Source organism: Prauserella cavernicola (genome assembly GCF_016595675.1).
GTDB lineage: Bacteria > Actinomycetota > Actinomycetes > Mycobacteriales > Pseudonocardiaceae > Prauserella_A > Prauserella_A cavernicola.
Map to the genome: position 1 here is coordinate 126,287 of NZ_JAENJH010000003.1, position 13,775 is coordinate 140,061.

At 70.7% G+C, this 13,775-nt stretch carries 13 protein-coding genes; 9 read left to right on the forward strand and 4 right to left on the reverse strand.

The features are described from left to right. Positions 1-135 precede the first annotated feature (135 nt). Genes JHE00_RS13885 through JHE00_RS13900 form a run of 4 tightly spaced genes read left to right on the forward strand, consistent with a single transcriptional unit; the run spans position 136 to position 4,548 of the window. Positions 136-1,602, forward strand: a complete 1,467-nt coding sequence (locus tag JHE00_RS13885) for an MFS transporter (RefSeq protein WP_200318480.1) — start codon at positions 136-138, stop codon at positions 1,600-1,602. A 38-nt stretch (positions 1,603-1,640) separates the two neighbouring features. Beyond that, a complete protein-coding gene (locus JHE00_RS13890; protein WP_230424122.1) occupies positions 1,641-3,350 on the forward strand; it encodes an SDR family oxidoreductase in 1,710 nt (569 codons plus the stop codon). Positions 3,351-3,370: 20 nt separating this feature from the next. After that, positions 3,371-3,979 carry a TetR/AcrR family transcriptional regulator gene (locus tag JHE00_RS13895; protein ID WP_200319230.1) on the forward strand — a complete coding sequence of 203 codons (609 nt, stop codon included), beginning with the start codon at positions 3,371-3,373 and terminating at the stop codon, positions 3,977-3,979. Next, positions 3,976-4,548: a hypothetical protein gene (locus JHE00_RS13900; protein ID WP_307831933.1), complete on the forward strand. Its 573-nt coding sequence runs from the start codon at positions 3,976-3,978 to the stop codon at positions 4,546-4,548. Before JHE00_RS13895 ends, JHE00_RS13900 begins: the two co-directional genes overlap by 4 nt. Here JHE00_RS13900 and JHE00_RS13905 read toward each other — a convergent pair. Both JHE00_RS13905 and JHE00_RS13910 read right to left on the reverse strand, forming a co-directional pair. Further along, entirely contained in the window at positions 4,545-5,036 is a 492-nt protein-coding gene (locus tag JHE00_RS13905; protein WP_230424123.1) for a DoxX family protein, read from the reverse strand. The genes JHE00_RS13900 and JHE00_RS13905 overlap by 4 nt on opposite strands. 116 nt (positions 5,037-5,152) lie before the next feature. Beyond that, on the reverse strand, positions 5,153-6,304 hold the full coding sequence (locus JHE00_RS13910) for a citrate synthase 2 (RefSeq protein WP_200318481.1): 1,152 nt from the start codon (positions 6,302-6,304) through the stop codon (positions 5,153-5,155). Between the two features lie 377 nt (positions 6,305-6,681). Here JHE00_RS13910 and pdxH point away from each other — a divergent pair, with 377 nt between their 5' ends. Genes pdxH through JHE00_RS13925 form a run of 3 tightly spaced genes read left to right on the forward strand, consistent with a single transcriptional unit; the run spans position 6,682 to position 10,170 of the window. Beyond that, positions 6,682-7,374 carry a pyridoxamine 5'-phosphate oxidase gene (gene pdxH, locus JHE00_RS13915; RefSeq protein ID WP_200318482.1) on the forward strand — a complete coding sequence of 231 codons (693 nt, stop codon included), beginning with the start codon at positions 6,682-6,684 and terminating at the stop codon, positions 7,372-7,374. Between the two features lie 59 nt (positions 7,375-7,433). After that, positions 7,434-8,729: an MFS transporter gene (locus JHE00_RS13920; RefSeq protein ID WP_200318483.1), complete on the forward strand. Its 1,296-nt coding sequence runs from the start codon at positions 7,434-7,436 to the stop codon at positions 8,727-8,729. 58 nt (positions 8,730-8,787) lie between these two features. Continuing rightward, complete coding sequence (locus tag JHE00_RS13925; protein WP_200318484.1) at positions 8,788-10,170, forward strand: APC family permease; 1,383 nt, start codon at positions 8,788-8,790, stop codon at positions 10,168-10,170. On the opposite strand, the gene JHE00_RS13930 is transcribed toward JHE00_RS13925, so the two are convergent. Together JHE00_RS13930 and JHE00_RS13935 are read right to left on the reverse strand one after the other, a co-directional pair. After that, positions 10,159-10,989, reverse strand: coding sequence for an MBL fold metallo-hydrolase (locus JHE00_RS13930; RefSeq protein ID WP_200318485.1), 831 nt, complete (start codon positions 10,987-10,989; stop codon positions 10,159-10,161). The two genes, JHE00_RS13925 and JHE00_RS13930, sit on opposite strands and share 12 nt — an antisense overlap. Beyond that, positions 10,986-11,561, reverse strand: coding sequence for a TetR/AcrR family transcriptional regulator (locus tag JHE00_RS13935; protein ID WP_200318486.1), 576 nt, complete (start codon positions 11,559-11,561; stop codon positions 10,986-10,988). Before JHE00_RS13935 ends, JHE00_RS13930 begins: the two co-directional genes overlap by 4 nt. 66 nt (positions 11,562-11,627) lie before the next feature. On the opposite strand from JHE00_RS13935, the gene JHE00_RS13940 reads away from it, so the two are divergent. Then, the gene (locus tag JHE00_RS13940) at positions 11,628-12,554 is read left to right on the forward strand and encodes an aldose 1-epimerase family protein (protein ID WP_200318487.1); all 927 of its coding nucleotides are present in this window, start codon (positions 11,628-11,630) and stop codon (positions 12,552-12,554) included. A 7-nt stretch (positions 12,555-12,561) separates the two neighbouring features. Further along, positions 12,562-13,773: an amidohydrolase gene (locus JHE00_RS13945; protein WP_200318488.1), complete on the forward strand. Its 1,212-nt coding sequence runs from the start codon at positions 12,562-12,564 to the stop codon at positions 13,771-13,773. Positions 13,774-13,775 lie beyond the last annotated feature (2 nt).

Here is a 13,775-nt window from a genome sequence, read left to right on the forward strand (position 1 = left end):
TTTCACTCGCCGATCGTCGCCGGGAGCTGGGGGTTCGCGGGACGACCGGCAGGTGGAACCCGGTTGTCCGTCGAAAGGATGACGCCCACGGCGCGGTCGCCTTCCTACGATCGCTCACGGATCGGGGGTGGGTCGATGGTGCGGACCGGGACGGTCACGCGACGCAGGGAGCAGAACGAGCTGGCGGCGGCGCTCGCGCGGGGGCCGGTGGAGGTGCTCGACTTCCTGCTGCCGCTGTGGGCGGGCAGCCAGCTCGGGGCGTCGGCGGCCGCCGTCGGTGCGCTGACCGCGCTGGAGACGCTGGTCTCCTTCGCGGTGCGGCCGGTGGCCGGTGTGCTGGCCGACCGGTTCGACCGCGGCAGGCTCGCCGCGTTCGGAGCCGTCCTGTATGGACTGTCGTTCGCGGGCTACGCCGCGGCGCCGGGGATCGGACTCGCCTACGCGGCCGCCGTCCTCGGCGGCGCGGGTGGTGCGCTGTTCTGGGTCGCGCTGCGGGCCCGGGTCGGCGAGGGGCTGGCCGACGACAGCGGCGTGTTCAGCAAGCTCTTCGCCGCCGAGGGCGCGGGCACGTGGATCGCGTTCGTCGTGGCGATGACCCTGGTGTCGCGGATCGACTACCAGGGCGTGTTCTGGCTCGGTGCGGCCGCGTGCGTCGTGGCGGCAGTGGCGCTGCTGGTGCCCTCGGGTGCGCCTCCCGCCCAGACCGAGCAGGCGCCGCGGTTCTCCGACCTCGGCAGACGTCTGCGTTCGGTGCTCGGGCTTGTGGTGCTGACGTCGCTGGCCGAGGCGGGCGTCGCGTTGTTGCTGCTGTTGCACCTGCAGCGGGGGCACCAGCTGGAGCTCGGCGAGATCGCGCTGGTGTTCCTGCCCGGGTTCATCGTCTACAGCACGCTGCCCGACTTCCTGCACGGCATCGTGCGCAGGCTCGGCCGCACGTGGGTGCTCTCGGTGGCGCTCGCGTTCAGCGCGGCGTTCGCGGCGGGGCTGTCGTTCGCGCCCAACCCGTGGGTGATCGCGGGCATGTGGGTGCTCTCGGCGGTCGCGTTCGCCGCGGCGATCCCGGTGCAGCAGTCGATCGTCGCCGAGGCCGCCGGCGTGAGCCTCGGCAAGGGGATGGGCATCTACGAGAGCGCGATGCTGCTGGGCGCGACGATCGGGACGTTCTCGGCGGGACTGCTCTACTCCGCCGGCGACGGCTGGCGGGTCGCCTGCCTCGGAGCGGCGGCGCTGCTGCTTGCCGGTGCGGTGCTCGTGCGGCCCGCGATCCGCACGGTGGGCGTGGTCGAGCACCCCGCGCCGCCGAAGGAACCCGAGCGACCCGAACCCGAACCCGAGCCCGAGCCCGAGCGGCAGGGTTCGGACCTGCGCAACTGGTACGCCCACGTGGGCGCCTTCGTCGTTGGCCAGTTGGTGCTCGCGGTGCTGGGCTACAGCTGGCCGCTCGAGGCGCTGTTCGGGGAGGGGCACGACGGGAACTGGTACTGGAACTCCAGCGGTCACCTGCTGCTCAACGTGAGCCGGATCTGGTGCTTCGCCTTCGTGATCGACACCGTGTGGACCTGGGGCGGTGTGGTGCTGCGCGGCCGCAAGGGCGGGTCGTGAGCCGGGCCCGTTGTTGACAAGCTGTCTAACATGACGGGATGTCTCATACGTGGGTGACGGCAGGCGACGGCGTACGGCTGTCCGTGCGAACCAGCGGCAGACCGGACGCGCCCACGATCGTCTGCGTGCACGGCTACCCCGACGACTCGGCGTTGTGGGACGACGTCGTCGCCAGGCTCGGTGAGAAGTTCCGCGTGGTCACCTACGACGTGCGCGGAGCGGGGGTCTCGGACAAGCCCACCGCCCGCGCGGCGTACCGGCTCGACCAGCTCGCCGACGACCTCACCGCCGTCGTCGACGCGGTGCGGCCGCACGGCAGCGTGCACCTGCTCGCCCACGACTGGGGTTCCATCCAGACCTGGCACGCCGTCACCGGGCATTGGCTGCGCGGACGGGTCGCGTCGTTCACCTCGATCTCGGGTCCCAGCCTCGACCACGCGGGACACTGGCTGCGCGCCCAGCTGCGCAGGCCCACGCCGCGACGGCTGCGCAACGCGCTGAGCCAGCTCCTGCACTCCGCCTACATCGGCTTCTTCCAGCTACCGGTCGTCCCCGAGCTGGCCTGGCGCGCCCGGCTGCTGCCCCGCGCACTGCGCAAGCGCGAACCCGGTGTGGGCAGGCCGTCGGTTTCCGACGGCGTGCACGGGCTCGGCCTGTACCGCGCCAACATGCTCTCCCGGATGCGCTCGCCCGCACCCGTGCACGTCGACGTGCCGGTCCAGGTGCTCGCCCCCGCGGACGACGGCTATGTCACCGCTCCGCTGCAGACCGAGCTCGACGGCTGGGTCCGCGACCTGCGTGTGCGGCACGTCAACGGCAGGCACTGGCTGCCAAGGCAGCGGCCCGACGTGGTGTCCGACGCCGTCACCGACCTCGTGGAGCACGTCGAGGGCGAGCCAGAGCCACGAGCGTTGCGGCGGGCCAGGGTGAACCCGCCGGTGCCCCAGCGGTTCCCCGGCAGGCTCGTGGTCGTCACCGGAGCGGGCAGCGGCATCGGCCGCGCCACCGCGCTCGCCTTCGCCGAACAGGGAGCCGACGTCGTGGTCGCCGACATCGACGCCGACGCGGCCAGGAGCACCGCCAAGGAGATCCGCGCCACGGGCAGCTCGGCCGCCGAGTACACAGTGGACGTCAGCGACGGCGAGCTGGTGGACGCCTTCGCCACCGCGGTCCGCGTCGAGCACGGCGTGCCCGACATCGTGGTGAACAACGCGGGCATCGGTATGGCCGGTTCGTTCGCCGACACCGAGGTGGCCGACTGGGAACGCATCATCGACGTGAACCTGTGGGGCGTCATCCACGGCTGCCGCGCGTTCGCGCCGATGCTCACCGAGCGCGGCGAGGGCGGCCACATCGTCAACCTCGCCTCGATCGCCGCGTACCTGCCCAACAAGGTCCTGCCCGCCTATTCGACCACCAAGGCGGCGGTGCTGATGCTGAGCGAGTGCCTGCGTGCCGAGCTCGCGAGCGATCGCGTCGGCGTCACCGCCGTGTGCCCCGGCATCGTGCGCACGGGTATCACCGGCAGCACTGTGTTCGTCGGTGCCACCGAGAGTGAGCAGGCCACGCGGCGGCAGCGCAGCGGCAGGCTCTACGCGCGGCGCAACTTCGGTCCCGAGCGGGTGGCGGCCGACATCCTGCGTGCGGTGGAGCGCGACACCGCACTCGCACCGTCCACACCGGAGGCCTCGGTCACCCTCGCGCTGTCGCGGCTCACGCCGGGACTGTTGCGGGCCATGGCGCGGTGAGCGAGCGCAAGCCGCGCCGGATGTCGCGCGAGGCGCGCAGGGACGACCTGATCGTCGCGGCGCTCGAGCTGTTCAGCACGCGCGCGCCTGACGACGTCTCGGTGGAGGACGTCACCGCGCGCGCCGACGTGTCGAGGGCGCTGTTCTACCGGTACTTCGCGAGCGTGCGGGAGCTACAGGTGGCGGCGCTGCGCTCGGTGGTCGACGGGCTGCTGGCCCGGCTGGCGCAGCGGGAGGAGGGCTCGCCGTACGAGCGGCTGCGCGCCGCGGTGCGCGCGCTCGCCGACGTGGCGGCCGAACACCGGGCCGGCTACGTCGCGCTGGTGCGCAGCGGCTCCGCCGTCGCGACCTCGGAGACCAACGCGATCGTCGACGAGGTCCGCGACGGCGCCGTGGCGGTGATCCTCGCCGACACCGGGGTCGAGCGGCCGTCGCCGATGCTGCTCACGACGCTGCGCTGCTGGACGGTGGTGGTCGAGGGAACGCTGCTCACGTGGTTGCAGGAGGGCGGCCTCGAGCGCGAGCATCTCGACGAGTGGCTGGTGGACCAGCTCGTCGCGATGGTCGGCGTGACCGAGCACCACGAACGCGACACCACGATGTCATCGGCTCTTCGTCCGCCGGGGTGACGGGCCTGGGTGGCGAGATCGCCGCGGAGCAGGGCAAGGTGGTCGTCATCGTGGGCACACCGACCGAGAGGAGCGCGCACGTGGCGACCCAACTGCCCGTCCAGATCGAGTTCTCACTTCCCGCGGGCTGGCAGGCTGCGCAACCGGACGAGGTCGGTGCGCCCGGCGTCGCGTTCGTGGCACTGCACGGTGCGCCGAGCGGCGGCTTCACCTCCAACATCACCATCGCGGGCCAGGTCCGCGACGACGAGACGCCGCTCGACACCATCGCAGCCGAGTCGGCGGAGCGCCTCGGCCAGGAGACCGACGTCGTACAGGTCCGCAACCGCAAACCCGTCGGTTCCGAGCGGGCACCGGGCCTGACGCAGGTCCTCGACATCGGCACGACCGTGCGCGACCGGCGGCTGCAGCTCGTGCAGTGCCAGGTGTACCTCGATCTGCACGCCGACGAGGACCCGGCACAGCGCGCCGTGCTCGAGATCGTGCTGACCTGCGAGAGCGACCGGCTGGGGGCGGTGCTGGGCGACTTCCAGCAGTTCGTGGGCACCGTCCGGCCGGAATCGAACTAGACCCGCCCTGGCGACGCCGCCGGTTCCGCGGGCGCCTCGGCGCGCGTGCGGAACCCGGCCACGGCCACCGTGATCGTGGCCGCGAGGAACACCACCTGCAGCACCGTGCGCGGCAGGAGCGCGTCCCACCACGGCAGGTTCGTGCCGTGCAGCGCCAGGTCGACGTTCGCGGGGAACATGACCACCAGCAGCAGGGACAGCGCGGCGGCCGCGTAGTGGGCCAGCGGGCGCACCAGCAGCGCGACCGCTCCGGCGAGCTCGGCGAAGCCGGTGAGCGTCACGAGCAGCTCCGGCGACGGCAGCGCGTCGGGCACCATCGCGACCAGTTCCGCGCGCAGGCCGACGAAATGGGCGCCGCCGGTGAGGGCGAACATCGCCGCGAGACCGCCGCGCAGCGCGACGGGCAGCGGTCGCAGCCGGGGTAACCAGAGCCTGCCGACGGCGAGGACGGCCGCTGTCACGACGAGCAGAGCGATCAGGGGTTCCATCGCGCACTCCTATCTTGTCGGTGACTAGATAAGCGTGCGCGAGAAATTTAGTCAATGACAAGTTTGGGGTGGCGCGACCGTGCGGCCACGCCACCCCGGTGGCTTGTCTCGTGGGCTCAGGCCCGGCTGGCCAGCGACTCCCAGCCCTCGACCTCGGCCGGCTTGCGCGGGCCGGGGCCGACGTACTTCGCCGACGGCCGCACGAGCCTGCCCGTGCGCTTCTGCTCAAGGATGTGCGCCGCCCAGCCCGCGGTGCGGGCCGAGGTGAACATCGCGGGCATCATGTGCGGCGGGACCTCCGCGAAGTCCAGGATCACCGCGGCCCAGAACTCCACGTTGGTCTCGATCGCCCGGTCGGGACGACGCTCGCGCAGCTCGGTGAGCGCGGCCTCCTCCAGTGCCGCGGCCGCGTCGTACCGCGAGGCGCCCAGTTCGCGACAGGTGCGGCGCAGCACGCGGGCGCGCGGGTCCTCGGCGCGGTACACGCGGTGCCCGAAGCCCATCAGCCGTTCCTTGCGGTCGAGCAGGCCCTTGACGTAGGCGCGCGCGTCGCCGCTGCGCTCCACCTCCTCGATCATCGGCAGCACGCGCGCGGGCGCACCTCCGTGCAGCGGCCCGGACATCGCGCCGATCGCGCCGGAGAGCGACGCCGCCACGTCGGCGCCGGTGGAGGCGATGACGCGGGCGGTGAACGTGGAGGCGTTGAGGCCGTGCTCCGCGGCCGACACCCAGTAGGCGTCGACGGCCTTGACGTGAGCGGGATCCGGCTCGCCGCGCCAGCGGACCATGAAGCGCTCGGTGCTGGTCTTCGCCTCGTCGACCCGCGCCTGCGGTACCTGGGCGACGCCGACTCCGCGCGCCGACTGCGCGACGTAGGACAGCGCCATCGCCGACGCGCGGGCGAGCTGCTCACGCGCCGTCTCGTCGGAGATGTCGAGCAGCGGCTGGAAGCCCCAGATCGGGGCGAGCATGGCGACCGCGGCCTGCGCGTCCACGCGCACGTCACCGGTGTGCACCGGGATGGGGAACGGTTCCTCGGGTGCCAGTCCCTCGCGGAAGTGGCCGTCCACCAGCAGTCCCCACACGTCGCCGAAGCTCACCTCGCCCGCGAGCTCCTCGATGTCGACGCCGCGGTAGCGCAGCGCGCCGCCGTCGCGGTCGGGTTCGGCGATCTCGGTGTGGAAGGCGACCACGCCCTCCAGGCCCGGGCGGAAGCCGTCGTCGGGCTGTTCGGAAGGGGGCTGGGCCTTGCTGATCGTCGAAGTCACAGTAGCGGACCTTTCGAAGCACGTTCCCCGACAGTCGTCTCGCCCGCGCGAGGCCTGCGCACAGGTGCTTCCTCGCCCGGTGTTGGGTGAACTTTCCTCCTCCGGGCAGCGCGTATCAATCGAAAGATGCGGTGGTTTCGGTCACGATTACGAGAACGATTCAGTCATCGGGCCCCTTGCGACGGAAATCTTGCGCCTCCGGAGGTCAGCGGCCGCGCCCGCTCGAGCGCGACGGCGCGGTGGGGTGCGATTCACGGGGTGTCACGATCCAGTGGTGGCCGTCACCGATCAGATGGTTTCGCGGCCGGTGCCAAAGCCCTAACGTCGGCTGAACAGGCGGGGTCAGGTCCCACAAGGGCGCGCGCGGAGGTTGCGGCATGCCGGAACTGGACAAGTTGGACGACGGGGCGACGGACGGCGCGGACATCACCGTTCGACTGCCCGGCATGAGGGTCGCCTACGACGGTGAGGCCTTCGACGAGACGGCGCTCGCGGAGACGTGGACCGAGCAGCTCCAGCACTGGCTCGACCAGGCGGAGTCGGCCGGTCTCGCCGAGCCCAACGCGATGGTGCTCGCCACCGCCGACGCCAACGGTCTTCCCTCGTCGCGCACGGTCCTGTGCAAGGGCCTCGACGCACGAGGAGTCGTCTTCTACACGAACTACACCTCGGCCAAGAGCCACGACCTCACCGTCACGCGCTACGCGTCGGTGACGTTCCCGTGGTACCCGCTGCACCGGCAGGTGACGGTGCGCGGAGAGGTCGAGAAGGTCGACCTGGCCGAGGTCTCCGAGTACTGGGCCTCGCGGCCGAGGGGTTCGCAGCTGGGCGCGTGGGCCTCGCCGCAGTCCCGCGTCGTCGACGGCCGCCGCGCCCTCGACAATGCGCTGCACTCCATCGAGCGCCGCTTCGACGGCGTCGAGGAGGTACCGGTGCCTCCGCACTGGGGTGGCTGGCGGATCCGGCCCGACTCCGTCGAGTTCTGGCAGGGCAGGCGGGACCGGCTGCACGACCGGCTGCGTTACGTGCGCACCGAGGACGGCTGGCGCGTCGACCGCGTCGCTCCGTAACCGGGGTGCGCCGTAACTCACGTGCGCGGAGTTCCTTAGCAGCCCTAAGCTAATTCGATGTGAGTGATCGAACCGAGGAAACGCCGTCGAAGGGACGCCGGATTCTCGGCTCGATCGTCATCGACAGCAGGCCGCTGCGGATCGCGGGTTTCCGCAGGCTCTGGATCAGCTCGATGGTCACGGCCATCGGCAGCCAGCTCACCGCGGTGGCCGTGCCGAAGCAGGTCTACGACCTCACCGGATCGTCTGCCTACGTTGGACTGACAGGCGTCTTCGGGCTGGTGCCGCTTCTGGTGTTCGGCCTGTGGGGCGGTGCGATCGCCGACACGGTCGACCGCCGCAAGCTGCTGATCGTCTCCAACATCGGCATCGCCGTGACCGCCGCTGTGCTGTGGGCCCAGGCGTTTCTCGGCATCGGCTCGGTGTGGCTCGTGCTGGTCCTGCTGGCGGTGAACCAGGCGTTCTTCGCGGTCAACATGCCCACGCGCAACGCCGTGGTGGCCAGGCTCGTGCCCGAGCGCCTGCTGCCCTCGGCGGCGGCGCTGATGGGCACGATGAACACCTTCGGCGCCGTGTTCGGCCCGCTCGCGGCAGGCGCGCTGATGCCCGTGCTCGGTTTGTCCACTTTGTACCTCGTCGACACCATCGCGCTCGTGGCGGTGCTGTGGGCGGTGTGGAAACTGCCCGAGCTGCCACCACTGTCCGGTCAGGTGCGCAGGGCCGGGCTGCGCGACGTCGTGGACGGCTTCCGCTACATGGCGACCCAGAAGGTGCTGCTCGCGTCGTTCGTCGTCGACATCATCGCGATGGTCGCCGGAATGCCGAGGGCGCTCTTTCCCGAGATGGCGGAACGGACTTTCGGCGACCCGGCAGGCGGCGGGCTCGCGCTCGGCTGGCTCTACGCCGCGCTGCCGATCGGCGCACTGCTGATCACGCTCACGTCGGGCTGGGTGAGCCGGGTCGGCAGGCAGGGTGTCGCCGTGGTCGTGGCGATCTGCGTGTGGGGCGCGGCGATCGCCGGGTTCGGGCTGTCGTCGTCACTGTGGCTCGCGGTGGTCTTCCTCGCGATCGCGGGCGCGGCCGACATGGTGAGCGCGATCTACCGCATGGCGATCCTGCAGTCCGCGGCGACCGACGAGATGCGAGGCCGCACGCAGGGCGCGTTCACCGTGGTCGTCGCCGGTGGTCCGCGCATCGCCGACCTCAGCCACGGCTGGGTCGCGGCCGGCGCGGGCACGGCCGTCGCGGCGACCGGCGGCGGCCTGCTGGTGATCGTCCTGGTGCTCGCGTCGATGCTGCTGCTGCCCGCGTTCTGGTACTACCGGGCCGCCTCCGACAGGTCCGACAAGTCGTAACACAGAAGGAACCAAGGTGGTGTATCGCTCACGAAGGTGATGCGGCACACTGCCCCGCATGGCAGACGCGACAACGACATCCCCGGCGGCGCCGGAGGGTGGCCAGCCGGCCCTGCGCAGGGTCATGGGCTCCAAGCTCCTGCTGTTCTTCGTTGTCGGCGACATCATCGGGACGGGCGTCTACGCGCTCACCGGTCAGGTCGCGGGCCGCGTCGGCGGCGCGTTGTGGCTGCCGTTCCTGCTGGCGTTCATCGTCGCGTTCATGACGGCGTTCAGCTACCTGGAGCTGGTGGGCAAGTACCCCAGGGCCGCGGGTGCGGCGCTCTACACCCACCGCGCGTTCCGGATCAAGATCCTCACGTTCCTCGTCGCGTTCGCGGTGATGTGCTCGGGCATCACGTCGGCGTCGTCGGCGGCGGTCGCGTTCGGTGACACATATCTGGCGGAGTTCATCACCTCGCCGATGCCGCTGGTGGCGATCCTGTTCATCGTCATGCTCGGGCTGATCAACTTCCGGGGCGTGAAGGAGTCGGTGACCACCAACGTGGTGCTCACCTTCATCGAGCTGGCCGGTCTGCTGATCATCATCGGCGTCGGCGTGTGGGCGGTCCTGAACGGCAACGGCGAGCCGTCGCGGCTGGTGGAGTTCAACACGGCCGACCAGACGTGGCTGGTGGCGATCACCTCGGCGACCTCGCTGGCGTTCTTCGCGATGGTCGGCTTCGAGGACTCTGTGAACATGGCCGAGGAGTGCAAGGACCCGGTCAAGATCTTCCCCAAGGCGATGCTGTGGGGCATGGTGATCGCCTCCACGATCTACATCTTGGTGTCGGTGACGTCGTCGCTGCTGGTGCCGGCCAACGAGTTGGAGGCGGCGGAGAGCAGCGCGCTGCTCAAGGTGATCGATGTCGGCGCACCGGGGATGCCGAGGGAGATCTTCTCCGCGATCGGACTCTTCGCGGTGATCAACTCGGCGCTGATCAACATGCTGATGGCGAGCAGGCTGATCTACGGCATGTCCAACGAGGGCATCGTGCCCAAGCAGCTCGGCGTGGTGCACCCGGTGCGCCGCAGCCCGTGGATGGCGATCGTGTTCACCAGCCTCATCGCGATCGTTTTGGTGTCTACTGTGGACATCGACGTACTGGGCGGGACCACCGCGTTGTTGCTGCTCGCCGTCTTCGCCGTGGTGAACGTGGCGGTGCTGGTGTTGCGCCGGGAGAAGGTGCCGCACAAGCACTTCAGGGCGCCCACCGTGATCCCGGTGCTCGCCGCGGTGTTCTGCGTGTACCTCGCCAGCCCGCTGTCCGGTCGCCCGGCGCGCGACTACGTCGTTGCGGTGATCCTGCTCGCCGTCGGCCTGGTGCTGTGGGGCGTGAACTGGCTCGTCATGCGCTCCGCCGGTCAGAACAACGAGCCGGAGAAGACTCTAGCCGAGTGAACGCTCCAGCTCCGTGGCGTCGTGGGCGCTGAACACGGTGACCTCGTCGCCGTGTTCAGCGTTCAGCGCGCGGAGTCTGTGCAGGTTCTCGATCCTCGGCCCGCGCTCGGTCTGCACCAGTCGTTCGAACACGCGCAGGCCGGGCGTGTGGCGTGCACCCATCGGATCGAGCTGGCCGTGGAAGAAGTACGCGTCGCCGGCGTGCAGCAGCCAGCCCTTTCCGGTGTCCACGGCGACGCCCGCGTGCCCGCGCGTGTGCCCGATGAGCGGCACGAGCACGATCTCCGGCGGTAGCCCGGTCAGTTGCCGCACCGAGGCGAAGCCGAACCAGTCGTCGCCGTCCTCGTCGTAGGCGCTGAACTTCGGCCCGTGGGCGAAGTGCGCCTGCCGGTAACGGGTCCGGCCCGCGAGCCCGGTCTCCGAGTGCAGCGCCTTCAGTTCGCGGCCGTAGACGTGCACGGTCGCCTGGGGGAAGTCGGCGAGTCCGCCCGCGTGGTCGAGGTCGAGGTGGGTCAGCACGATGTGGCCGACGTCGGAAGGCGAGTAGCCGAGCCGCTCGATCTGCCGGTGCGCCGTGAGCTCCTCGTCGCGCGCCGGGTTGGTCAGCAGCACGAACTGGCTGCCCAGCCACTCGGCGGGCCGTCGCGCGCCCTGCAGTCCGATACCGGTGTCGACGAGCACGAGTTCGGAACCGGTGTCCACGAGCAGGCAGTGGCACACGAGCTCGCTGCGGCGCAGCAGGCCCGGCCTGCCGTCGACGAGCCTGCCACCCGGCGGTCGCATGGTTCCCGCGTTGAGGTGGTGCACTCGAACGGTCATGACAGCTCCCTTTCGACGGTCTCGCGCAGGTGTGCGGCGACCGCGCGCAGCGGTGCCGAATCGCGCCGGGTCTTGGCCAGTAGTAGTGCGCCCTCCACGGCGGCGAGCGTGGTCACCGCGAGGGATTCGGCTCTGTCCGCGGCGACGCCCTCGGCGGTGAGTGCGTTCTCGAGCAACGCCTGCCACGAGCCGAATCCCTCGACGCAGGCCTGCCGGATCGGCTCGCTGCCCGCGGCGTCCAGCGCGACCGTCGACAGTGGACAGCCGCGTTGGAAGTCCGAGTCCTCGAGCGTGGTGGCGAGGAAGTCGATCATCATCTCGACCGCTGCGCCGAGGCCGTTCGCCCGGTCGAGGACGTCCGCGAGCGCGTCGCGCAGGCGGCCGCCCGAGATGGCGAGTGCTTCGGCGGCGAGCTGTTCCTTGCCGCCGGGGAAGTGGAAGTACAGCGAGCCCTTCGGCGCGGCTCCCGCGCTGAGGAGCTGGTTCAGCCCGGTGGCGTGGTAGCCCTGGGTGTGGAACAGCTCGGCCGCGGTGCTGAGCATGCGGTCGCGGGTGTCGGTGCGTCGGGGCATGCTCGAGACCGTAGCGCAAACTATGACGACTGGTCTAGTTAGTTGGCGTCTCGGTATCGTGCGCCAATGGCACATCCGACTGGGGAACAGTTCGAACTCGTCCGCGGCGGCGCGCGCGCCGTGGTCACCGAGATCGGAGCAGGACTGCGCGCGTTCGAGATCGGCGGCCTCGCCTTCGTGGAGACGTTCGACGAGGACGCCGAGCCGCCGAAGGGCGCGGGTCAGGTGCTCGTGCCGTGGCCCAACCGCACCAAGGCCGCCACGTGGACCTTCGAGGGCGAGCGGCAGGAGCTCGAGGTCACCGAGGAGCGGCGCGGCAACGCGATCCACGGGCTCACCCGGCACCGGGAGTGGCAGCTGCTCGAGCACGCCGAGAGCTCCATCACGCTCACCTGCGACATCGACGGCGAGCCCGGCTGGCCCGTCCCGCTGCGCTCCGGCATCGTCTACGACCTCGCGCCCCGCGGGCTCACCGTCACCCACGAGGTGACCAACGAGGGTGACCGCGCGATCGGCTTCGGCGTGGGCACCCACCCGTACTTCCGCATCGGCGACGTGCCCACCGACGAGCTGACCCTCACGCTGCCCGCCACGCGCGTGCGGCCCTACGACGACACCGCGCAGCTGCCCTACGGCGAGGAGCGGGACGTGGAGGGCACCGAGTACGACCTGCGTGCGGGCCGGGTCGTCGGCGAGCTGGAGCTCGACACGGCCTTCGGCGGGCTCGTCCCCGGCGCCGACGGCGAGCACCACTTCCTGCTCACCCACGACGGCACCACCCTGGACGTGTGGGCAGGCGAGGACTTCCGCTGGGTGCAGGTCTTCACGCCCTCGGAGCTGACCGGGCGCGGCAGGGCCATCGCGATCGAGCCGATGACGTGCCCCGCCGACGCCCTCAACTCGGGCACCGACCTCATCACGCTGGCTCCCGGCGAGACATGGCGCGGCAGCTGGGGTATCCGTGTGGGAGACAACGGCGAAGGGCGGGAGTAGGCGAACCATGGTTGAGGCGATCACGAACGGCTACGTGGTCCCCGTCGACGGGGACCCGATCGACGGCGGCACGGTGCTCATCGACGGCGGCAAGATCGTCGCCGTCGGACCCGAGGCCGATGTGGACATTCCGGATGGCGCCACGCTGATCGACGCGTCGGGCGCGTGGGTGCTGCCCGGCTTCATCGACGCGCACGCGCACCTCGGCGTCCACGAGGATGGCGAGGGCTGGTCCGGCAACGACACCAACGAGATGACCGACCCCAACGGCGCCCGGTTCCGCGCGATCGACGGCATCGACCCGTACGAGGTCGGCTTCGACGACGCGCTCGCGGGCGGTGTCACGAGCGTGGTCATCAAACCGGGCTCCGGCAACCCCATCGGCGGCCAGACCGTCGGCGTCAAGACGTGGGGCCGCACGGTGCTCGACATGCTCTTCGCCGAGGGCATCAGCGTGAAGAGCGCGCTCGGCGAGAACCCCAAGCGCGTCTACGGCGAGAAGAACCAGACGCCCTCGACGCGGCTCGGCGTCGCGGCCACGCTGCGCGAGGCGTTCACCAAGGCGCGCAACTACGTGGCGCAGCGCGAGCACGCCATCGGCGAGGGCAAGCCGTTCGACACCGACCTGACGCTGGAGACACTCGCGAAGGTGCTCGACGGCGAGCTGTACTGGGACCAGCACACCCACCGCGCCGACGACATCGTCACGGCCGTGCGGCTGGCCGAGGAGTTCGGCTACAAGCTCGTGGTCAACCACGGCACCGAGGGCCACCTGATCGCCGACTTCCTCGCCGAGCGCGACGTCCCGGTGATCCTCGGCCCGCTGTTCACGGCCCGCTCCAAGGTCGAGGTGCGCAACCGGACCCTGCGCTCGGCCGGCATCCTCGCCCGCGCGGGCGTGCGGATCGCGATCACCACCGACCACCCGGTGATCCCGATCAACTTCCTCGTCTACCAGGCGGCGATCGCGGTCAAGGAGGGCCTCGACCCCGAGACCGCGCTCCGTTCGCTGACGGTCAACCCGGCGGCGATGCTCGGGCTCGACGACCGCATCGGGGCTCTCAAGCCGGGCCTCGACGCGGACGTGGCGATCTGGTCGGGCGACCCGCTGGACGTGATGAACAGGGCCATGCGCGTGTTCGTCCGCGGCCGCGAGGTCTACCACTTCGACGAGGCGACCGGCGAGGGCGTGGTGGCCGACCGGCGCTACCGCGAGTAGCG